This is a genomic window from Polyangiaceae bacterium (genome assembly GCA_020633205.1).
GTDB lineage: Bacteria > Myxococcota_A > Polyangia > Polyangiales > Polyangiaceae > JAHBVY01.
In genome coordinates, this window is record JACKEB010000013.1 from 414,456 (window position 1) to 433,372 (window position 18,917).

An 18,917-nucleotide genomic window follows, 5' to 3' on the forward strand; every position below is an offset into this window, starting at 1 on the left:
CCGATGAGTAACCCCGAGCCAGAGGCTTCTCCCGTGGCCGCTCCGCCGCCTCCTCAAAAGGACGCTCGCCGCAAGGGACGTCGGGTGCTGTGGCTCGCCATCTTGCTTGTGGGAGTGCCGGGCGTCGCGATCGTCGTGCTCACGTTGACCAGTCTGCGCGCGACGAATTTGCAAGCGCTGGAGGGCCGCTATCCGGCGTTTGACGCGAGCACGGGGCGCAAGCCGCTACCCGCAGGCGCCTGCGGACTGAACCAGCGCAGCGTTGGGCAGAAGTGCGAGCTGATCGCGGTCTCGGAGCTGAAGACGGAAGAGATCAAGTATCCCTCGTCAATTCCCGAGAAGGGCGTGCCGGAGCTCGCGGGCACGCTCACGTTGCCCCAGGGAATTGGAGGAGGGCGCCCCGCCGTGCTGCTCGTGCACGGTAGTGGTCCAGCCGACCGTCATCTCACGGTGCCCGGTGACTTGGTGAGGAAGCTGCCGGACAACTTCGCGGTGTTCGACGCGCTGGCAGACTGGTTCGCTCGCCAAGGCTTCGTCGTGTTGGCCTACGATAAGCGCAGCTGCGGGCGTTGCTACGGGGCGAGCAGCTTTGACCCTCAGCGCTTCAGCTTTCAAGACTTCGAGACCGACGCGATCGATGGCCTGAAGTACTTGAAGACGCGACCTGAAGTCGACCCGAGCGCGCTGGTGGTCCTCGGTGCGAGCCAGGGTGGCGGCCTAGCGCCGTTCATCGCCAACCAAGCGCCAGGTGTGGCCGCGGTGATCAGCCTCTCGGGTCTATTCGAGAGCTTCTCCCAGGCGCTGATCGATCAGCTTCAGCGCATCTCGGACATCCGCAAGCAGCAGTGGGACTACTTCGGTCCCTTGAATGTCTTCTTTCAGAGGTCGAAGCTGCAGGACTGCTTCGACAATCTGAATGGCCCTCAATACGTGCCCGAGCAGGTTTGCATTGGGGGAGGGGTGACCCAGAAGGCGCTCAAGGAGTACAGCGAGCGTAGCGCGACCGGCGTGCAGGAACTCAAGCGGCTGAAGGTCCCGCTGTTCCTCTCCCAAGGCACCTTGGACCGCAACGTGAGTCCTCAATTGTTCCAGCAGCTCAAGGCTGACCTGAGCACTCAAGACGCAGAGCTCCACTTCATCGCTGGCATGGACCACAGCCAGACTCAGGCGCTGCCTCCAGCAGGCAAGCTCGAGCTGGACTCGAAGTTGCTCGAGTACCTGCAGCATTTTCTGAGTACCGTGCCGTTGCCGGGCGGAAATGCCCCGAGCGCAGCAGACTGACTACTCTCGGCGCGCTTGAGCCTTGGGCAGCTGCGCCAACACGGCGCCTGGCTTCAGCCATTCCACGAGGGTGAGCAATTGGTCCCGCGCCATCGCGGTACAGCCCACCGTGGGGCGCGGCACGCTTGGCTTATCCTCGAGGAAGCGCCAGGTGTGGAGGAAGATGCAGCTGCCGCCGCCGCGCTGGTGCGCCCCGTTGTGCTCCACGAGCACGATGATTTCGTACAGCGGATCGCTGCGCTGGAGCTTCTCGGCGCTGTTCCAGTCCTGTTTGATCAGCGCGCCGTCCAGGAGCTCTCCGTAGTGAGCGGACTTGACGTCGTCCACGCAGCGCCAGCTCGGCGTGACGCCGGTGTGCTGGAGTCCGGTGTGCAGCGCTGCGCCTGGCCCGTGGCCGTAGCTCCTGTTGAGCAGAAAGAGACCAGCTGGCGCCTTGCCGTCGCCTTCACGCTTTTGCGCGCCTTCGGGTTCCGGTTGATTCAATCCGCGGCCCCAGGCGAGGCCCGATCTTCCGAGAACCACCGGGACCTCGGAGCCGACAAATTGCCACGCGGAATCGGCCATGGCGTAGCGCCGTAGCGTGCCGCCCGTCGCTTCCCAGCTATCGCTCAGAACCAGCACGAGCTGCTGGGTGCCAGACGGAAGCTGACTCCGCCAGTGTTCTCCGAGGGGCGCCGGCGCAGCTGCAACGCGCGGCTCCTCAGCGGTATTCGGGGGTGAGGCGCTGTGGGCGTGGTCCGCAACTCGCGGAGCTGCCGGTTGGCTCTTCGCGCTTTGCGGAGGCTCCGTGGCGCCGTTCGGGTTACGCGGCCCGTCGCAGGCCCCGCCAGCCCAGGCAGCTGCGGCGCAGCTCACCCCCAAGAAAAGCGAACGAAGTGGCTTGGGCAACATCACAGCTTCTTCGACCAGTGTTGTGCGAAGCGATCCAGGTCGACCAGCAGTACGCCAAGGCGCTGTCCTTCAGCGGTGAGTGCGTATCCCTCATCTGTGGAAGTGAGTAACGCGAGCTCACGCAGCTCCGTGAGACGTTGATTCAGCACGCTGGGTGATGCGTCGTCGCACGCGCTACGCAGCGCTCGAAAGCTCAGCGGCGCGCCACGGAGCTCCCACAAGATGCGCAGCGCCCAGCGCCGGCCAAGGGCGTCGAGCAGCACCATCACCGGGCGGCCGCTGCTCGAGCCGCGCGCTTGCTGACCTGGCTTGGGGGTCGCCATCAGCGGATGCTGCTCCGGTAGAGCGAGCGCCCGCAAGCCCCTTCTCCCCGTGGTCGAAAGGTTGGCGACTTGCGCTACGGATAGTGTAGCGCTATCTGGGGATCGCTACTGAAAAAGTAGCGGAAGGAGCACCATGCAACCGCGAATAGAACCCCTCACCGAACCGTTCTCGGACTCTGTCGCTGAAGATCTGCGGCGACTGATGCCACCCGGCATCCCCCCGTTGAAGCTATTTCGGGTGCTCGCCCACAATCCTCGGGTGCTCGGACGCGTGCGTCGCGGAGGCCTGCTGGACCCGGGCAGTATTTCCCTGCGACAGCGGGAGATCGTGATCCTGCGGGCGACGGCGCGCGCCGGTGCGGAGTACGAGTGGGGCGTGCACGCGATGTTCTTCGGCGCCGCCGCCAACCTCGGCTCCGATCAGCTGGCGCAGCTCACCTGCGTGCCCATCCCTGCAGAGGCTTTCTCCGAGGCGGAGCGAGCTTTGGTCGCCCTGGTCGACGAGCTCCACGAGACGAGCGATGTCTCCGAGGACGTGTGGCTGGAAGCGTCGCGGCACTTCGACGCTGAACAGCTCGTGGAGTGCGTCGTGCTGGCCGGGCTCTACCGCATGGTGAGCTACGTGGTCAACGCGCTGAAGGTTCCCCTGGAAGAGGCCGCGATGCGGTTCCCTGCGGATACTGGGCTAGTCGCGAAAGTCGCAGCTGTGGAACAACGCGGCTAGTTCACCCTTCGCCTGGATGAATTCCTTGAACTGGCCGCGGACGCGCACGAAGGTGTTCAGCGGCGTCTGTGCTACGGGGTCGAGATCTCCCTCGTCGAAGTAGCAGAGCACGAGCCCCGCGCGTGGCTCGGTCGAGTCGCGCAGCACCAGGAGGGGAACGCGCCGTCCACCGCTCTTTTCCCAGCTGCGATCGACCACCACACCGTCGAGTTGCAGCACCCGCTCCCGATAGCGGCTGAAGGTTGCGAGGCGGTCTGCGCGGGCCGCCTCGAGCAGCGAGCGGGGCGTCAGCTGCTCCGTGCGATGACAACTCACGACGCAGACCAACGCGAACAGCCCAACCAGCCAGCGCCGCAGCATGTTCTGTGGGTAGCCGAAGCGAGCTGCATGCACAAGTGGGGTGCGCCGCGGCCGTCCTCCGGGTAGGAGAAGCCCGTGGACCTCGGGAGCTGGAGCACGTGGCAGCGCTGGCGCTATGCGCTGAAGCCTGGCAGCTGGCCGAAGCTGCTAGTCCCCTGCGTGCTCGGCCAAGGGCTGGGAGTCGTGGTAGCGCCTCGGGTGTCCTGGGTGGCTTTGGCCTTGGGCGTGCTGTTCACGCTCTGCGACCTGGCGTTCATCGTCTTCCTGAATGACTGGGGCGATCAAGGCGTCGATCGCATCAAGCGCGAGATGTTTCCCCACGGTTGTAGTCCAAAGACCATCCCGGATGGGATCTTGAGTTCGCGGGCGCTGCTCTGGGCGGGGCTCGGTTGTGGCGCCCTCGGCTTGCTCTCTGCCATCGCAGGGGAGTGGTGGCTTGCGCGTCTCGGCGCGCCGCGCCCGGGACTCAGCTGGACGGCGCTCGGCTGCTTGCTGGTGTTCGTCGCCTACAGCCTTCCCCCTTTGCGGCTTAACTACCGGGGCGGAGGTGAAGCGCTGGAGATGCTCGGCGTCGGGGTCGCGCTGCCGTACTTCAACTTCTATCTACAAGCTGGGCGCTGGTGGTCCCCGTGGGTCTGGCCGCTCTTGGGTTTTGCTCTGTTGAGCCTTGGCAGCGCCCTCGCCAGCGGCCTGTCTGACGAAGAGAGCGACCGCGCCGGGGGCAAGCGCACCCTAGCGAGCGTGGCGGGCAACGAGGTGACGCGGCAGGCGACGGAGCTGCTGGTCCTGTTGGGCGCCGTCGCTTGGGTCTGTGCCGATGGGGCGCTCGTGGGGCTCTGGTTCGTCGGCGGGCTGGGAGCGCTCATTGCCGTGGGGTATTGGCTGTTGCTTCGACGCGGCAGTGCGAGCGCGGTGACGAACGCCTTCACGGAGCAGGGCCTGTACAAGCAACACCTTCACCACGCGATCTGGCGTGGCGCCTTGGGGCTGACCCTTGCGGCGCTGCTCTGGAGGTTCCTTGGGGATCACTAAGCGGGCGCTCGATGAGCTTCGTGCGGGGGATCCGCAGCTGGACTTGATGCTCGACGCCATCGCGGCGGGCCTCATAACCTTCCAGCGCGCGAACCGCGACGCTCTCGATTTGGTCGAGCGCTACTTCCGCCAGTGGGAGTCAGATGATCTGGGCCTCGTGTTCCAGGAGGATCCTTGGAGCTGGGCCGGTAAGCTGCACTTCTGGGACCTGAGCGACGCGGTTGGCTATGCCGTGTGGCAAGGGAGCGAGCTCTCGTCACCGCCGCCGGAGCTCGAGGTGTTGCGGCTACGCATCCGCTACTTCCAGCGTAGGCGCTCGAAGCCTGGGACGTCCTGAGCCATCGCGTCGAGGATGCGCCGCGGGCTCAGACTGGGTAGCTGAGCGCTGAGCCACGCCACGCCCGAGCTCGGATCGCGAAATACCTTCTCGGGAAAGACTGGCTTGACGAACCAGTTGATCGCGGTGAGCACGCCCTGGGCCACCGTGGAGTTCGAAACCAGCGCGTGCCCGACCACATGGCTCTTGTCAGGGATCGCCTCGACGGCGTCTGCGATCAGCTTGCGATGCATCGGCTTCGGCAGCGGGATGTCGTAGCACACGTCGAGCACTACGATGTCTTGGGAGCGGGTGAGCGCGCCCAGGCGACGAATGCCCTCAGCAAACTGCCCCGCCTCGTCATCAGAGAACGCGCCCATCACGCACGTCCAGAAGCACGCGCCCACTTGCCCCGAATACACTGCCACGCCGACCCTCACCCCAAACCTACTACAGCCATGTTTCCGTCGCCTATGGGGTTTGTGTCTGGGAAGCGACGCAGCTCTGGCGAGCTAGTCGGGTTGACGATCCAGGTCGATGCGCTTGATCGCGTCGAGCTGCTTGCTGAGACCTTCGATGCGCTCTTCTTGCGCTTTGACCTTCAGCTTGAGGCCTTCGATTTCCTTCACGAGGGCGGTGCGTTCACTGCTCGCCTCACTGTTCGCTTCCCGGTAGGCAGCCAGTCGCTCCCGGGTGCGGGTGAGCTGGCGCTTGTACGCTCCGAGCACCAGCTGTAGGCGCGCGATGCGTACCTCGTCGCTCGCTCGTGTGGCCTCACTCTGGCGAGCGCGCTTCAGGCGCGTCAGCGCGATGCGTGCACTCTGGGCATTCGCTGAGTCTGGAAAGGCCGCGATCAGCTGGCGAAAGACGTACTCCGCGCGGGCGTCCGCCTCGGCCGTCGCCAGGGTCAGATAGGACAAGCCGAGGCGCAGCAGCGCGCCGCTGCGATCCTCCCGCTCGATAGGCTCTGACAGCTGCACTTGGTACGCCACGACCGCCGAGGCGTAGTCCCCGCGCTGGTAGTAGTTGTCGCCCGCCCAGGCGGATTTCTGGCTGGCGGCGCAAGCGCTGAGTAAGGCGAACGCGAGCACGCTGACGAACCCGGGCCGAAGCGTGGACTGAAGCTTCATGCTGCGTTTCCTGACGGTAATGTGGCGCGGGTGAGCAGGGGTTTGGGAGAGGAGCGCTCGGGCTGCTGCGCGAGGCAAGGCAGCAACACGAACAGCTCGGCACCGGGTTCGGCGTTGCGGGCCCAGATGGCGCCCTGGTGAGCGGCGACGATTTCCCGGCAAATCGCCAGTCCGAGGCCGACGCCCCTCCTTGGGGTGACCTCGCTTCGCGCCTGACCCTGAAAGAAATCGTCGAAGATCTGTTCGAGCTCCGCCTTCGGGATCCCCGGGCCGGAATCTCGCACGCTGACCAAGGCGTAGCGGGGCGCACGGTCCTTCTCCAGCCAGCTCTGGGGGGCCTCCGGGACATCGTGTTCATTCGCCAGACGCAGCGTGAGCTGTACCCGGCCCGCCTGAGGTGTGAACTTGAGCGCGTTGTCGAGCAGGTTACTCACCAGCTGAAGCAAGCGTTGACCGTCACACTGCAGGAGCAAGGCGCCTGGGCTCTGGAGGGTCAGCGTGACCTTGCGCTCCTTGGCGCGCGCCTCGAATTCTCCCAGGGCACGCCGCAGCAACGCGTCGAGGTCGTCGGTGTTCAGTTGATAGCGCACGCCAGCCTCGAGTCGGGCGAGGTCCAGCAGGTCCGTGAGTAGTCCGGAAAGACGGTCCGCTGCCTGGGCGTTCAAGTTGAGCAAACGCTCCTGCTCGGGGGTGAGCTCTCCGGGGATTCGGTCGAGCAAGAGGCCGTTGGTCTCCTGGATCGAAACCAACGGTGTCTTCAGGTCGTGAGAGACTTGAGCCAGGAGCTTCCCCCGCTTTCGAGTTAGCTCCCACAGATCCGAAACCATGCGGTTGAAAGCGTGCGAGAGTTCGACGAGTTCGTCGCTTCCTCCGGGATCTACTTTTCTATCGAAGCGTCCCAGGCTCACTTCTCGTGTCGCGGAACTCAGTCGCTTGATCGGCTTCTGAATACCTCTGAGCGTCACCCAGAATCCGATTGCCGTCAGGGAGAGTGCCAGCGCCGTCACGCCCCAAGCCAGGCGCGTGGTGCTCCTCGACGTCGCCAGCGCGCGCTCCGCTCGCGCGCTCACTCCAGACTGGGTGGCGTCCAGGATCGCGTGCCCCGCGACCTTCAGATCCGAGACGTCCGCAGCGAAGCGGGCTTGGCGTTCCGGGCTCGTTTCCGTCGGCGGGGCCTTGGGCAGGCGTTTCCAACGCTGCTCGAAGCGCACAAGCGCTGCGCTTTCCCCGTCGCCCAGTGCCAGCCCATGCAGGGCTTGGACGTCCAGGGCGATCGCCTCGTGGGTGCGTGAGTAACGCTGCGCGTAGCGTTCATCCTGGGTCACCGCGTGCTTTTGTGCGTACTCCTCCAGGGGGTCGAGCCGCTGAATCAGCGTGAGCGCACGGGCCGCGATCTGAAAACTGCCGCTTGTTTCGCGACTCTCCTCAGCCAGGTGCTGAACGCGGCCGAGTAGGTAGGTCAAGAGCGCGATCAACGGGAGCAGGGCCAAGATCGAGCCCACAGACATGCGTGTTGCGACTCTCATGGCGCCCCTCTACGCGATCGGATCCGGAGGCTCGAAGGTCTTGAGCTTGTTGCGGATGGTCTTGACGTCGACGCCGAGGCGCCGCGCGGCTTCCGCTTTGTTGTTTCCGGTTTGCTTCAACGTCTCCAAGATGAGGATCCGCTCGGCTTCGGCGCTCGTGACTCGGCCAGGTAACACAATGCCGCGAGGAAGCGACTGCTGGGTGCGACTCAAGGGACCTAGCGCGGGAAGATCTAGCAACCCGTTCCGGGTCAACAACACCCCGCGTTCGATCAGGTTCTTCAGTTCACGGACATTGCCGGGGAAGTCGTACTCCACCAGCGCGAGCAGAGCCCGCTCGCTAATGCCAGTGACCTGGGCTGCATGGCGCCGATTGCACTCCCGAATGAAGTGCTGGACTAGGAGTGGGATATCACTCTGGCGCTCTCGGAGTGGCGGCACGTCCAAGCGCACGACGTTCAGGCGATAGTACAGATCCGCGCGGAGCAGGCCCGCGTCCACCGCCGACTGAGGGTCGCGATTCGTGGCAGCGACGATGCGCACGTCGCAGTCAATTTCATGGCGCCCGCCCAGCCGGCGTACACTGCCGTGCTCAATCACCCGCAGCAGCTTCGCCTGGAGCGCAACTGGCATCTCCGTGATCTCGTCCAAGAACAGCGATCCCTTGTGCGCTTGCTCGAACAGACCGGGCCGATCCTCCGAGGCGCCGGTGAACGCACCCTTGGCGTGACCCATGAGCTCCCCCTCGGTGAGTCCGGAAGGGATGGCCGCGGCATTCACCGCGACGAACTCACCGTTGCGGCCGCTCTCTTCGTGCAGCGCGCGGGCCACCAGTTCCTTGCCCGTCCCGCTCTCCCCCACGATCAGCACGGTGGCGTTGGTCGCGGCAACACTCTGCATCATCCCGAGCAGCGCCGTCTGCGCGGTCGAGCTGCCCACCAAGCGCGTGAAGGGACTCGGTACGGCTTCTCCCGGTGGGGTGAGGCGCTGCCCCAACTGGCTCTGTCGAGCCTCTTCAAGGCGGCTCTTGAGAGCCACGTAGTCCAGAGGCTTCGTCAAGAAATCGATTGCGCCGTTCTTCATCGCGTCCACCGCACGGTCGATGGTTCCGTACGCTGTGATGATCAGCGCCTGGCGCTGGCTGTGAGTGGGACACAGCTCTGGAAGCAACTCGATGCCAGTGGTGTCAGGCAGCACCAGATCGGAGATCACGACGTGGGGGTCGAAACCCGTCACCAACGCCAGAGCTTCTGCTCCGCTTGCGGCCACTTCTACGGAGTGACCCCAAGCGCCGATGCGCGCGGAGAGCACCTCGCGCATCGCGGGTTCGTCGTCGACTACCAAGACTCGCAGCCGGGCTTCGCTCATTTTGATTCCTTGCGGATAACGGTGAGGCGCTTTGGAGGGCCGCGCCCGCCGCTTGAGGGGCCCCTAAGCTAGCACTCCGCTGTGCTCTTGAGCGCCCGACCCGCCGAGGAAAATTTCCCCGCTCGCGTCTTGGGCTTTTTTGCCGACGGGGAATTCTTGCCGGAAACGGCCCGGAACCCGGACCCTCGATGGCGCGTTTCTATCGAGAAATCCTCAGGTGTTTCCGTGGCACGTTGCTTGCGAAGTCGCGACGCCATGACGTCCCCCTCGACTCACACCCCTCGCATCGTTTCGACTCCCGACAGGGCTCCCGAGCCCGCAGCCAAGAACTCAGACCAGGCGCTCGGTTGGTTCGTAGGCACCTTGGTGCTCGCCCTAGCCGCTTCTGTTGCCTGGCGCCCGACCTGGGGCGCGCCCGGGTGGCATGTCGCGGCGTCACAGGTCGCCGCCGCGCTGGCCTTCGCCCTGCTCGTCTGGCGCTTCCGTCTTGCGCTTCGCTACCGCGCGACACCATCGACCGATGACGCGAGCCTGCCGTTCATCACCGTCGTCGTACCCGCGTACAACGAAGGCGCCCAGGTGGCGCGCACACTGGACTCGGTCCTCGCCTCTTCCTACCCGCTACACAAGCTGCGCGTGATCGCCGTGAACGACGGCAGCGCCGACGATACGTGGCTGCATATCCGCGCGGCGATGGACCGTCATCCGGGACGCATCGAGGGGATCAACTGCGCGAGGAACCGAGGCAAGCGGCACGCGTTGTACGAGGGCATCGTGCGCGCGCGTGGGCAGGTCCTGGTGACCATCGACAGCGACTCCGAGATCGAAGTCGACACGTTGAGGAACCTGGTCACTCCGTTCGTCGAGGACGCGCGCGTCGGCGCCGTTGCGGGCAACGTGAGGGTGCTCTCGCGCCAGACGGGTGCCCTCCCGCGTATGCTGGACGTCTCGTTCACGTACGGTTTCGACTTTCTGCGGGCGAGTCAGAGTGAGGTGGGGTGCGTGCTGTGCACGCCGGGAGCCCTGAGCGCTTACCGCATGGATCTACTCGAACGCGCGGTGCCCGAGTGGATGGACCAGCGCTTCCTCGGTCGGCGCGCCAACATTGGTGAAGACCGCGCGATGACGAATCTGATTCTCCGCGACGGTTGGCGCGTGGTGTTTCAGCGCAACGCTCGTGTCCACACCGAGGTGCCGAGCAGCTTCGTTTCATTGTGCAAGATGCTGCTGCGTTGGGCGCGGAGCAACGTTCGCGAGACGCTGCTGATGACTCGTTTCGTCGCGCGCCGCGGGATCCGCCGGGGGCCCGATGGTCTCACCCTCAACTACCTGCAACAGCTCAGCCGGCTGGTGCTCACGTTGGTGTTCAGCGGCCCCGCGCTGTGGCTCCTCGCCACCGCGCCCCAGTTGATGCTGCCCCTTGGGGTGCTGGGGGCCCTGCTCTCGGCCGTGCTCCCGGCGCTGGTCTACGCCTGGATGCGACGCGATATCCGCGGGGCGTTGTGGGCTTTTGGGTACGCCGTCTATTCCCTCCTCGGACTAGGTTGGATTTCGCTGTACGCGCTCGCGACGCCCCACCACTCGGCCTGGCTCACTCGGGCTCTTCCTGAACGCGGCGCTGGGCTGTCTGGCGCGGCGGTCGGGCGCTGACTAGTCGCTCGAGTCGTCGCCTCGCCGCTGGCTAGTCGCCTTGCCAGGGCTCTGGTGTATGCTCGATCTCTAGCTGGGTGTTGAAAACATCCTGCCAGGGAGATTCGAGCATGAGCAAGGTCAGCGTGTGTTTCGTGTGCCTCGGCAACATCTGCCGATCGCCCACGGCGGAGGGCGTGTTCCGCCACCTGGTTGCCGAGGCAGGCCTGAACGACGAAATCCACATCGACAGCGCAGGTACCGCGGCGTACCACGCGGGAGAGTCCCCCGATCAGCGCTCCGCTGCGCATGCGTCCCGCCGCGGCATCGTGCTCAGCGGGCGCGCGCGTCAGTTCGTTCCGAAGGACTTCGAACGCTTCGATTACGTGCTGGCGATGGACGCAGCCAACTATCGCGAACTAGAGCGTCAAGCGAAGGGTGATACCGCGCGGCAACGGTTGCACTATTGCAGAGACTTCGACCCCGCGTCTCCCAAGGCCTCCAGTGTACCGGATCCGTACTACGGCGGAGACGCCGGGTTCGAAGAGGTACTCGATCTGTGCGATGCTGCGTGCCGGGGACTCCTCGCGCATTTGCGCCAGGAGCGCCTGCGTTGAGCTTCGGCGGCGGTGAGCTGTCCGCGGCGCTCGGGCAGGCAATTGCAGAAGCGCTGGGGGCACGCGTGACCCAGTCCGGCTACTTGAGCGGCGGTGACATCAACATCGCGCTGCGCTGCACGCTGGACGATGGCCGCCTGGTCTTCCTCAAGACCAACAACAGCGCACCCAAGGGCATGTTTCACGCAGAGGCGCTCGGGCTGGAGTGGCTGCGTGAAGCGCAAACCCTGCAGATCCCTGAAGTTCTCGCGGTGTCCACTCCGAGCGACCCCGAGCAGTTCTTGGTGCTCGAGCTCTTGGAGTCGGGGCGGCGCCGCGCGGACTTCGACGAAGTCCTGGGTCGCGGTCTCGCTGCGCTGCACCGCTCGCTACCTGCGGAAGTCCGCTTCGGTCTCGACCACGACAACTACATCGGGCGGTTGCCACAGGGAAATAATCCGGGCGAGGCGGCCGCTACGGACTGGGCCACTTTCTACGTCGAGCAACGCCTGGAACCGCAGCTCAAGTTGGCCCAGAACAGCGGCCTCGCTTCTTCCAAGCTGCGGCATGGCTTCTCCAAGCTGCTGCCGAAGGTCGCCGACCTGGTGGGCGACGCCGAGCCAGCGTCGCGGCTGCATGGCGACCTCTGGGGCGGAAACCTCCACACCTCTCCAAGCGGCGAGCCCGTGCTCATCGACCCAGCTGCCTACGCTGGGCATCGAGAGATGGATCTGGCGATGATGCGCCTGTTCGGCGGCTTTGGGGAAGGCGTGTTTGCCGCCTACGAGGAAGCACATCCACTGAGCGCTGGCAGCCGGGAGCGCTTGCCGCTCTATCAACTCTACCCGCTGATGGTTCACGTGAACCTCTTCGGCGGGAGCTACGTGAGCAGCGTCGAGCAACAGCTCAAGCGGCTGCTGTGACCTCCGCGCGATTGCTTGCCTCGAGGAAGCGAGCGAAGCGCCCCATCACCCAGCTGTGGATGGGCGCTTGAGTGAGGCGATAGACGTACCAAGGGAGCGCCGGCACGAACTCGTGAATCGCGGCCAGGGTGAAGCGCCGGTCTTGCACCTGGCGAAACTCCAGCCACCCGGTGTCATTGGTGTGTGACAAGAGGCCGCCAACGATGTGCAGCTTGTCTCGGCTCTCCGCATCTGGGCCCGCTTGGCGCTGCAACACCAGGAGCGGCCAGGGGACCCAACCGAAGCGAAACTCGAGGCGCTCCCTGGCCTCGTCGTGATCCACCCGGAGCCCGGCGCGCAGCGCGCCCGGCAGCCAGCGCGCGTACTGTTCGGTGATCCAGCGTGCGTCATGCCCGCTCACCACCGGGAGACGCTGAATGGAGCGTACGCTGTGCGACTCCTTGAGCCGGCGCTTGGGGCGCGACGCGACCGGACGCGGCGAGCGCTCGAGGCTCTCGCGCGCCATCTCGGCGTAGCTGGCGTACTGGATCGAGCGCACGATCAATGGATCGGGTGTGGGGGAGGGAAGGTCGCAGCGCAGGCTGTCGATCAGCGGCGACACCAACTCATACGCCGAGTTGCTGAACAAGCTCACCCACAGCTTGCTGAACCCAGTGGAGTCGATCGGTACCTTCAGCATGCGTCGCCGCACGGAAAGGACTTCAGCCGTCTGGCGCAGGAGCGCCTCGTAGGTTAGATGCTCACCGTTCACCAGGTCCAGGGTGCGGTCGCGAAACTCCGGTTCCCGCAGGGCGCGGGCCAGCACCTCGACCACGTCGTCGATGAACACCGCTTGAGTGGTGCTCTGAGTCCACGCGGGCAGCACCATCAAGGGGAGCCGTAGCACCAGCGAGTGCAGGATCTCGAACGAGGAGCCACCCGGCCCAACGATCATCCCGGCTCGCAGCACCGTCAGCGGGATCCCCGTCGCGTTGAAGACGTCCTCGACCTCGCGCCGGCTCGAGAGGTGACTGCTGAGCGCTCCCTCGGGCACCAAGCCGCCGAGATAAATCAGGTGGCGCACGCCGTTCTTCACGGCGGCCTTGGCGAAGTTGTCCGCGAGCAAGAGGTCGGTGTCTCGGAACGAACCCTGAAACAGCCTCGATGAGGGCATCATCGAGTGCACGAGATAGATCGCGACGTCGCAGCCCTGGAGAGCTTGAAGCGTGCTCGTGGCGGAGAACAAGTCCGCCTCCCGCCACTCCACGTCGTCTTCGGCTCGAGCGCCTCGAGAGAGAGCGATGACGTGCTCATCGCGCTTCAAGCGGTCGATCAAGTGTCGCCCGACGAAGCCGCTCGCTCCCGCGATAGCCACCCGCAAACGGCCCCTACTGTCCCCGGTCATGCAGCGTTCAATGAGTAGCCGCGTCGCGAACGTCAATACGCTGCTGCGGCGCTTGGTCGCAGCGAAGCCGCAGCTCTAGGCACTGAGCAGAGCCCCGCGTGGCGTTTCGGAGGCCCAGCTTGACTCCCGCGTCACGCTGCCCCAAACCTCGCGCGACCCGCGGGTTTCCTGCGGTCACTCCGCATCATGTCCAGCACGCCCCGGCTGCTCACCCTCAAACCTGGTTCCGACGTCGCGAAGGCGTTGGCGGACGGCGCTCGCGGGGGCTTCGTCCAGGCGAGCGGAGAGGTCGCCGGCGCAGAAGTCCGAGTCGTGGGTGACGGTGCTCCGGTCCGCAGCATCGCGGGGCGCGCGACTCTGGTCTCCCTGTCGGGCCCCGCCGAGGGACCGCTCACCGTTTGCTTGGTGCGGGCCAAGGAGACATCGAGCGAGCTGGTCGCCGGCATCTTGCTGCGAGCAAAAGCTCAAGAGGTGTACGCCCTGGTCTACGACTTGGGGCAGGCGGACGCGGAGCTTGCGAGCGAGGCGAAGGCGAGTGCTGCGGTGGCTTCAGACGCGGGTTGGGCCGCGCAAGCTCAGGCAGCAATCGCAGAGGCAGAAGACGACGAGGAAGACGTCGGCTTTCCGGAGCCCGGAGATCGCGTCCAGCATTTCGCTTTCGGCCTGTGTGATGTCCTTGGCGTCGACGGCGAGCGTTTGAAGATCCGCGACGTGAAGGGCGGCGGCCGAGTGCGCGAAATCTCTACTGCGATGTTGACCATCGAGGCGCCCAAGCTGCGCGACGGGCACAAAGTCTTTCGCCTCAGTCGTGGGAGCTGAGTTGGCAGACTTCCAAAGCATCCTGCGCTCCGCCGATGAGCAGTTGTCGGCGATGGGAGTGGCGCGCCGCTCGCTGTGTCCGAAACGGGACCTCGCTACTTCGCTCCTGGATTTGGGGGTGAGGTTGCAGCTAGAGGTTCCGCGCGGATGTGAAATGGCGTTCGCTCGAGGCTTGGCGAGCATCGCCGACGCCGAGGTCAGGAACTTTCCAGAGAATATCTTTTGGGACTTCGACTACACCGCCGCGAGCCTGCTGCGGGAGGCAACGGCGAGTAGCGAGCCGGCTCGCCACCTGAGCGAAGTGTGTGGGCTGATCGTCGCGCTCCAGGACCTGTTCGGCAGCGCTACGGAGATCTGCTTCCGCTACGGCCACGACTTCATCTATGGCTTCGACTGGGCCAAGTGGGTGCGCAAGCAGCCCGACCAGCGTGCGAGCGTCGGGCCATTCGACTTGGAGTTTCTGACCTTCCTGCATCAGCGCGGCCATGAGCTGCTCGAGCTGATTGCCGAGGACGACGCGAAGTACCCGACATTGCGCACCTCGGAACCGCGCAATCCCTTCGAGTTTTCCCGGGATCCGGAGGCCGAGGCCGCGCTGCACGAGAGCCTCGCGCGGGACGGCCTCTTGCCCGTGGAGAGTTGGCGGGTCGACGCGACGCCAGTTTGGGACAAGCCTTTTCAGCGCTTGCGGCGTGAGCGAGCGATGAGGCTCGGTTTCTAGCGAATCGGGGAATCCTTCACGAGTCGGATCCGTTGGAGTAGATTGGTCTGGATGGAGCTTTCCGAAAGCACGGCAAGAGAGTTCTCGGTGGTTGTGGTGGGGAACATGAACCCTGCCATCCATCATCCGATGTGGTACATCGGCGAGGTTCCGGAGTTCGCGGCTGAAGCCGAGGCGTCGCTAAGCGGAAACTCCATTCTCACTGCTCCAAATTTCGCAAAGTTTGCCACGCAGAATATCACCGTCGAGTGCCAGATGAATCGCTGGCTCATCGCGGCCAGCTCTTCTGAGAAGTTTGAACTCGCGTTGCACGTGGCGCAGGAGACGTTTCGGCGACTCTACGAGACTCCCGTGACCGCCTTTGGCTTCAACTTCGACTTTCGCGGACCCGTTGGAAAGGCTTCAAGCGCCCTACGGGAGCTTTCGTCTACTCTGGCATTCGCTGAAGGGTTCCAAGTCGACACCCTATCATTCAGATCGCCAGCCCGGGCCTTCGAGGAACCTGACGGGACGAGCCTGATGCGGGCTGTTACCGCGAGGTTGGCCGACGCGGATCGTGACGAGGCCGTAGTGCGAGTGAATGTTCACTATACTGTTGCCGCAGGGTCAGGCAAGTTCGACCTCTCCGCTCTCATGGGACGAGCCAGCGCCGACGCGAGCGAAGCCGAGTTTCATGTCCCCAAGTTTTTGGAGTAGCCCATGTTGACCACCAGCAGCCCGCTGACTTTCGATCAAGCGCGTGGAGACGGCCGTCCAATGACGGCCAGCGAAGCCGCTGCGGCCTGGGACCTACCCGCTGACCAGTCAGCGGTTGGCGAGGATATGGGCTCGCTTGGGATCGCCCGCCTCGATGTTCCGGTCGACAACCAACGACTTAGGACGGTGTTCCACGGTCAGATGGTGCGCCAGCTGTTCCGTCGTGCGTTTTCCACACGACGCTCAGCGACATCGTTCACGAGGTTCGAGGATGTGAAAGTCTCCCCCTACGAACTCATCTCGAGCGCCTGGCACGAGTTCGTGATCAACGGAAACGAAGATCGGATGCGCTTCATGCTCTCACTGCTCATGAAGTACCGGAGCCCGATTTTTCCGGACCTCCAGCGCGCGATTCAGCGGTTCCCCGGGGTATTGATCTACGTCATTGGCCTCGCGGCGGACGATTCGATCCTGAACGACACGGAGAGCGAGGCGCTAGTGAAGCTGGCGCTCCAGAGTCAGGACGAGGACGTGCACGAGCAACTCGCGGGTATTGCTGACTACCTGCCTGAGCGCGCGGCCGACGCGGTTCGGGCACACATGCGCGCATAGCAGAGGCTACGAATGGGAAGCTGGCTCGTCCGGAAAATAGAATGCTTCCAAAACTGGGTGAAGCTTGACCTCACGCCGACCGAGCTGGCGAAGAAGAGCTTTACGGGAGCGCTGCAGCAACCCGAGCCGGTTTCGGTATACGAAGTTTGCTCCGACATCTCGGAGGCTTTTGTCGCGAGCGCGCTGCTTCTGAACAGGGAGACCTCGATTAGTAGTCCTGTCTTTCTCCTGAGAATCCCCGCGGCAATGCCAGTTCGCTTCAATATTAGCGTCAGTAGCACCAAGGGAGAGACCGACGTAGAGGCTGTCAACACGTTGCACCGTGATTTGATCGCGGACCCTAGCGACTACGTGAAGGTCTGCGAGCAACTCTATGAAGCCGTCCTTGCCGGGGGAATGGTGGTCCGTCGTGTTGAAGGGAAAGCGCTGACACAACGCTTCTCGGATTACCTGAACGCGCAGGGTGTTACCAAATCCGGGCTCGCTAGAGCGAGTCGGTATGCCCAGAGGACGTAGTCACCCTCCGAGCCACAGTAGCAAGGCCCAGCCGCCGAACAGCAGGCTGATGGCGCCGCCGTTGAGCAGCACGAACAGGCGGCACGCTGGGCGGTTGCTTGCTTCCGCGAGGTCCAGGTTCCGCAGGTTGGCGAGGAGCAGAGCGAAGACCAGCGCGATCAACGCCGCCGAGCGAGTGTAGCCGGCATCAGGGACAATGATCGGCGTGCCGAGGGCGGCGCAGCCGATCAGGATCAGGCTATTGCGCCGCGCTACTCGCGGCGACGCGCGCACGGCGTAGGTGAATTTCCCTGTGGCAGCATCCGCGGGGTGATCCGGGAGCGCCGTCGTGATGTTCCCGGCGTAGCCGATCAGGAACGCTGGCATGAGGCTCGTCCAGCTCAGGTCGTGTAGACCGCCGGTTTGGGCGCTGAAGCCGATCAGAGGCAGTACCACGCCTAGCCCCAGCGCCTGAAGCAGCTCTCCTCCCCCCCGAAAAGACAAGCGGATGGGCGGGAAGCTGTAGGCCCAAAGCAAGAACAAGGCTGCGAGCGTCAAGGGAAACCACACGGAAACATCGGCCAAGAGGCCCACGGCGCTGGCGTAGATCAGCAGCAGCGCTGCCATCAGGAGCGCCGCCCGGCCCAGGCTCTGCCTAGACAATTTGCCCTGGGGAATGACCCGAGAGCCGCCGGAGAACAAGTTGTACGTCGTGTTCACCTGATCCGCTTCGGCGTCCGCGTAGTCGTTGGCGAAGACGATGAACAACTGATCGAGCAAGCCGAACCCCAAGGCGAGGCCCAACGCGCCAGCGCTGAAGCGGCGCTGATCGCCGTAAGCGAGGGCGCTACCAAACAGAATTGGCAAGGCGATGTTGGCCGCGGCCAAGGGTCGCGCCGCCTGGAGCCAGGCGAAAATGCTAGGAGTTCGGGGCTCTCCGAAGTCGACGGACATCTGGAAATCTCAGCGCTAAGACCCTCAGTGCATTTGGCGTGCGTCACCGGCACTCTGCCACAGCTCGCCAAAGGAGCTGGACAAACAGCGTTCCCAGCGTCTGCTTTGGGTCTCCCCGCAAGCTACTTGGCGGCGGCCGGCCTTCGCGTTACCCCATGCCGTCGTGATCACGCCGCTCTCACCCGCTCGGGATCCTTTTGCTCACCGGCTTCAGCTGTTCACCGGCAAGGGAGGGGTGGGAAAGTCGACGTTGGTCGCCTCCCTCGCTCTCGAGGCGGCCCGGCGAGGCATGCGTCCCTTGGTGGTGGAGCTTGGCCACCGCGCGAGCATGGAGGCGGTGTTTGGCCAAGGTCCCATTGGCTACGAGCCCCATGACGTGGGTCGCGGAGTCAGCGCGATGAACCTCGGCGTGGAAGGCGCCCTCGCTGACTACGTGTCCGACAACTTGCGCCTCGGTGGCTTCGCGAAGCTCGTTCTCGACAACAAGGCGCTCGGGCGCTTCCTCTATGCGGCGCCGGGCGTCGCCGAGGTGGTGACCTTGAGCAAGCTCAAAAGCCTTGTGGAAATGCGCAAGGCCGATGGTCAGCCGTACTGGCACCCAATCTACGTCGACCTGGACGCCACGGGGCACGCGCTCATGTTGCTCGAGCTTCCGCGGGTGCTCGACGGTTTGGTCGGCGCCGGTCCGCTCCGGCGACTGCTCTCGAGCGTGAGTGACCTCTTGGCGGACAGCAACAAGGTCATCCTGAACCTGGTGACGCTGCCTACGGAGCTCCCCGTTCAAGAGACCCTCGAACTCTATGAGAACCTGGATCGCGACCACCGCATTCAGCTCGGCCGTCTGTACGTCAATCAAGTGCCCGCCGAGCCGCTCAGCTATCAGGCGCTGAGCGTGGTGGATGATCTCGCCGAAGCGGGCATGCGTGCCGGAGATCGCGAACTGTCCGATGACATCGCCCTCGGCCGCGCGGCCTTGCGGCGATTTGGTCGTGTGCGCGATCAACTGAAACGACTCTCGGCTCGCGTGCGTATCCCCCTCGTGGAACTGCCCCGACTCACGACCGGCGAGGTCAGCCTGCAGGAGCTGCAGCGCCTGGGCCGCCTCGCGGTGGGGGACGAAGCGTGATGACCGTCCAA

General features: G+C 64.6%; 22 protein-coding genes. 13 read left to right on the forward strand and 9 right to left on the reverse strand.

Going from position 1 to position 18,917, the window contains the following annotated elements; translation table 11 throughout:
• The first annotated feature begins 3 nt into the window (after positions 1 to 3).
• Positions 4 to 1,281 (forward strand): alpha/beta fold hydrolase, encoded by a 1,278-nt coding sequence (locus H6718_18150; GenBank protein MCB9587328.1) that lies wholly within the window; start codon positions 4 to 6, stop codon positions 1,279 to 1,281.
• On the opposite strand, the gene H6718_18155 is transcribed toward H6718_18150, so the two are convergent.
• Both H6718_18155 and H6718_18160 read right to left on the reverse strand, forming a co-directional pair.
• Positions 1,282 to 2,172, reverse strand: a complete 891-nt coding sequence (locus H6718_18155; protein ID MCB9587329.1) for a hypothetical protein — start codon at positions 2,170 to 2,172, stop codon at positions 1,282 to 1,284.
• Complete coding sequence (locus tag H6718_18160; protein MCB9587330.1) at positions 2,172 to 2,495, reverse strand: helix-turn-helix transcriptional regulator; 324 nt, start codon at positions 2,493 to 2,495, stop codon at positions 2,172 to 2,174. Before H6718_18160 ends, H6718_18155 begins: the two co-directional genes overlap by 1 nt.
• Before the next feature lie 133 nt (positions 2,496 to 2,628).
• Here H6718_18160 and H6718_18165 point away from each other — a divergent pair, with 133 nt between their 5' ends.
• Positions 2,629 to 3,219 (forward strand): carboxymuconolactone decarboxylase family protein, encoded by a 591-nt coding sequence (locus H6718_18165; GenBank protein MCB9587331.1) that lies wholly within the window; start codon positions 2,629 to 2,631, stop codon positions 3,217 to 3,219.
• Here H6718_18165 and H6718_18170 read toward each other — a convergent pair.
• The gene (locus H6718_18170) at positions 3,181 to 3,579 is read right to left on the reverse strand and encodes a hypothetical protein (GenBank protein MCB9587332.1); all 399 of its coding nucleotides are present in this window, start codon (positions 3,577 to 3,579) and stop codon (positions 3,181 to 3,183) included. The two genes, H6718_18165 and H6718_18170, sit on opposite strands and share 39 nt — an antisense overlap.
• Positions 3,580 to 3,654: 75 nt before the next feature.
• Between H6718_18170 and H6718_18175 the strand changes: the two genes are divergently transcribed.
• Both H6718_18175 and H6718_18180 read left to right on the forward strand, forming a co-directional pair.
• Entirely contained in the window at positions 3,655 to 4,611 is a 957-nt protein-coding gene (locus H6718_18175) for a prenyltransferase (protein MCB9587333.1), read from the forward strand.
• On the forward strand, positions 4,598 to 4,948 hold the full coding sequence (locus H6718_18180) for a hypothetical protein (GenBank protein ID MCB9587334.1): 351 nt from the start codon (positions 4,598 to 4,600) through the stop codon (positions 4,946 to 4,948). Before H6718_18175 ends, H6718_18180 begins: the two co-directional genes overlap by 14 nt.
• Here H6718_18180 and H6718_18185 read toward each other — a convergent pair.
• From H6718_18185 to H6718_18200, 4 genes are all read right to left on the reverse strand, one after another.
• Positions 4,909 to 5,355: a hypothetical protein gene (locus H6718_18185; GenBank protein MCB9587335.1), complete on the reverse strand. Its 447-nt coding sequence runs from the start codon at positions 5,353 to 5,355 to the stop codon at positions 4,909 to 4,911. The two genes, H6718_18180 and H6718_18185, sit on opposite strands and share 40 nt — an antisense overlap.
• Positions 5,356 to 5,439: 84 nt before the next feature.
• Positions 5,440 to 6,057: a hypothetical protein gene (locus H6718_18190; GenBank protein ID MCB9587336.1), complete on the reverse strand. Its 618-nt coding sequence runs from the start codon at positions 6,055 to 6,057 to the stop codon at positions 5,440 to 5,442.
• Positions 6,054 to 7,583, reverse strand: coding sequence for a HAMP domain-containing histidine kinase (locus tag H6718_18195; protein ID MCB9587337.1), 1,530 nt, complete (start codon positions 7,581 to 7,583; stop codon positions 6,054 to 6,056). Before H6718_18195 ends, H6718_18190 begins: the two co-directional genes overlap by 4 nt.
• Positions 7,584 to 7,592: 9 nt before the next feature.
• On the reverse strand, positions 7,593 to 8,951 hold the full coding sequence (locus tag H6718_18200; GenBank protein MCB9587338.1) for a sigma-54-dependent Fis family transcriptional regulator: 1,359 nt from the start codon (positions 8,949 to 8,951) through the stop codon (positions 7,593 to 7,595).
• Between the two features lie 255 nt (positions 8,952 to 9,206).
• Here H6718_18200 and H6718_18205 point away from each other — a divergent pair, with 255 nt between their 5' ends.
• From H6718_18205 to H6718_18215, 3 genes are all read left to right on the forward strand, one after another.
• Positions 9,207 to 10,601 (forward strand): glycosyltransferase family 2 protein, encoded by a 1,395-nt coding sequence (locus H6718_18205; GenBank protein MCB9587339.1) that lies wholly within the window; start codon positions 9,207 to 9,209, stop codon positions 10,599 to 10,601.
• A gap of 110 nt (positions 10,602 to 10,711) precedes the next feature.
• Positions 10,712 to 11,197 carry a low molecular weight phosphotyrosine protein phosphatase gene (locus H6718_18210; protein MCB9587340.1) on the forward strand — a complete coding sequence of 162 codons (486 nt, stop codon included), beginning with the start codon at positions 10,712 to 10,714 and terminating at the stop codon, positions 11,195 to 11,197.
• Positions 11,194 to 12,099, forward strand: a complete 906-nt coding sequence (locus H6718_18215; protein ID MCB9587341.1) for a fructosamine kinase family protein — start codon at positions 11,194 to 11,196, stop codon at positions 12,097 to 12,099. Before H6718_18210 ends, H6718_18215 begins: the two co-directional genes overlap by 4 nt.
• On the opposite strand, the gene H6718_18220 is transcribed toward H6718_18215, so the two are convergent.
• Positions 12,083 to 13,453, reverse strand: coding sequence for an NAD(P)H-binding protein (locus H6718_18220; GenBank protein MCB9587342.1), 1,371 nt, complete (start codon positions 13,451 to 13,453; stop codon positions 12,083 to 12,085). The two genes, H6718_18215 and H6718_18220, sit on opposite strands and share 17 nt — an antisense overlap.
• A 216-nt stretch (positions 13,454 to 13,669) precedes the next feature.
• Here H6718_18220 and H6718_18225 point away from each other — a divergent pair, with 216 nt between their 5' ends.
• From H6718_18225 to H6718_18245, 5 genes are read left to right on the forward strand one after another with little or no spacing between them, the layout of a single operon-like run.
• A complete protein-coding gene (locus H6718_18225; protein MCB9587343.1) occupies positions 13,670 to 14,302 on the forward strand; it encodes a hypothetical protein in 633 nt (210 codons plus the stop codon).
• Position 14,303: 1 nt separating this feature from the next.
• Complete coding sequence (locus H6718_18230) at positions 14,304 to 15,023, forward strand: ferrochelatase (GenBank protein MCB9587344.1); 720 nt, start codon at positions 14,304 to 14,306, stop codon at positions 15,021 to 15,023.
• 51 nt (positions 15,024 to 15,074) lie between these two features.
• The gene (locus tag H6718_18235; protein MCB9587345.1) at positions 15,075 to 15,719 is read left to right on the forward strand and encodes a hypothetical protein; all 645 of its coding nucleotides are present in this window, start codon (positions 15,075 to 15,077) and stop codon (positions 15,717 to 15,719) included.
• A 3-nt stretch (positions 15,720 to 15,722) separates the two neighbouring features.
• On the forward strand, positions 15,723 to 16,331 hold the full coding sequence (locus tag H6718_18240; GenBank protein ID MCB9587346.1) for a hypothetical protein: 609 nt from the start codon (positions 15,723 to 15,725) through the stop codon (positions 16,329 to 16,331).
• Between the two features lie 12 nt (positions 16,332 to 16,343).
• Positions 16,344 to 16,847 carry a hypothetical protein gene (locus H6718_18245; GenBank protein MCB9587347.1) on the forward strand — a complete coding sequence of 168 codons (504 nt, stop codon included), beginning with the start codon at positions 16,344 to 16,346 and terminating at the stop codon, positions 16,845 to 16,847.
• Here H6718_18245 and H6718_18250 read toward each other — a convergent pair whose 3' ends face one another.
• Complete coding sequence (locus tag H6718_18250) at positions 16,848 to 17,780, reverse strand: prenyltransferase (protein MCB9587348.1); 933 nt, start codon at positions 17,778 to 17,780, stop codon at positions 16,848 to 16,850.
• A gap of 163 nt (positions 17,781 to 17,943) precedes the next feature.
• On the opposite strand from H6718_18250, the gene H6718_18255 reads away from it, so the two are divergent.
• Positions 17,944 to 18,906, forward strand: coding sequence for a hypothetical protein (locus H6718_18255; GenBank protein MCB9587349.1), 963 nt, complete (start codon positions 17,944 to 17,946; stop codon positions 18,904 to 18,906).
• Positions 18,907 to 18,917: the final 11 nt, after the last annotated feature.

What these genes read in the sequence shown, in the direction of transcription:
- H6718_18150 (MCB9587328.1), top strand. Translation starts at nt 4, where the DNA reads ATGAGTAACCCCGAGCCAGAGGCTTCTCCCGTGGCCGCTCCGCCGCCT.
- H6718_18155 (MCB9587329.1), bottom strand. Translation starts at nt 2,172, where the DNA reads ATGTTGCCCAAGCCACTTCGTTCGCTTTTCTTGGGGGTGAGCTGCGCC.
- H6718_18160 (MCB9587330.1), bottom strand. Translation starts at nt 2,495, where the DNA reads ATGGCGACCCCCAAGCCAGGTCAGCAAGCGCGCGGCTCGAGCAGCGGC.
- H6718_18165 (MCB9587331.1), top strand. Translation starts at nt 2,629, where the DNA reads ATGCAACCGCGAATAGAACCCCTCACCGAACCGTTCTCGGACTCTGTC.
- H6718_18170 (MCB9587332.1), bottom strand. Translation starts at nt 3,579, where the DNA reads ATGCTGCGGCGCTGGCTGGTTGGGCTGTTCGCGTTGGTCTGCGTCGTG.
- H6718_18190 (MCB9587336.1), bottom strand. Translation starts at nt 6,057, where the DNA reads ATGAAGCTTCAGTCCACGCTTCGGCCCGGGTTCGTCAGCGTGCTCGCG.
- H6718_18195 (MCB9587337.1), bottom strand. Translation starts at nt 7,583, where the DNA reads ATGAGAGTCGCAACACGCATGTCTGTGGGCTCGATCTTGGCCCTGCTC.
- H6718_18200 (MCB9587338.1), bottom strand. Translation starts at nt 8,951, where the DNA reads ATGAGCGAAGCCCGGCTGCGAGTCTTGGTAGTCGACGACGAACCCGCG.
- H6718_18205 (MCB9587339.1), top strand. Translation starts at nt 9,207, where the DNA reads ATGACGTCCCCCTCGACTCACACCCCTCGCATCGTTTCGACTCCCGAC.
- H6718_18210 (MCB9587340.1), top strand. Translation starts at nt 10,712, where the DNA reads ATGAGCAAGGTCAGCGTGTGTTTCGTGTGCCTCGGCAACATCTGCCGA.
- H6718_18225 (MCB9587343.1), top strand. Translation starts at nt 13,670, where the DNA reads ATGTCCAGCACGCCCCGGCTGCTCACCCTCAAACCTGGTTCCGACGTC.
- H6718_18235 (MCB9587345.1), top strand. Translation starts at nt 15,075, where the DNA reads ATGGAGCTTTCCGAAAGCACGGCAAGAGAGTTCTCGGTGGTTGTGGTG.
- H6718_18240 (MCB9587346.1), top strand. Translation starts at nt 15,723, where the DNA reads ATGTTGACCACCAGCAGCCCGCTGACTTTCGATCAAGCGCGTGGAGAC.
- H6718_18245 (MCB9587347.1), top strand. Translation starts at nt 16,344, where the DNA reads ATGGGAAGCTGGCTCGTCCGGAAAATAGAATGCTTCCAAAACTGGGTG.
- H6718_18250 (MCB9587348.1), bottom strand. Translation starts at nt 17,780, where the DNA reads ATGTCCGTCGACTTCGGAGAGCCCCGAACTCCTAGCATTTTCGCCTGG.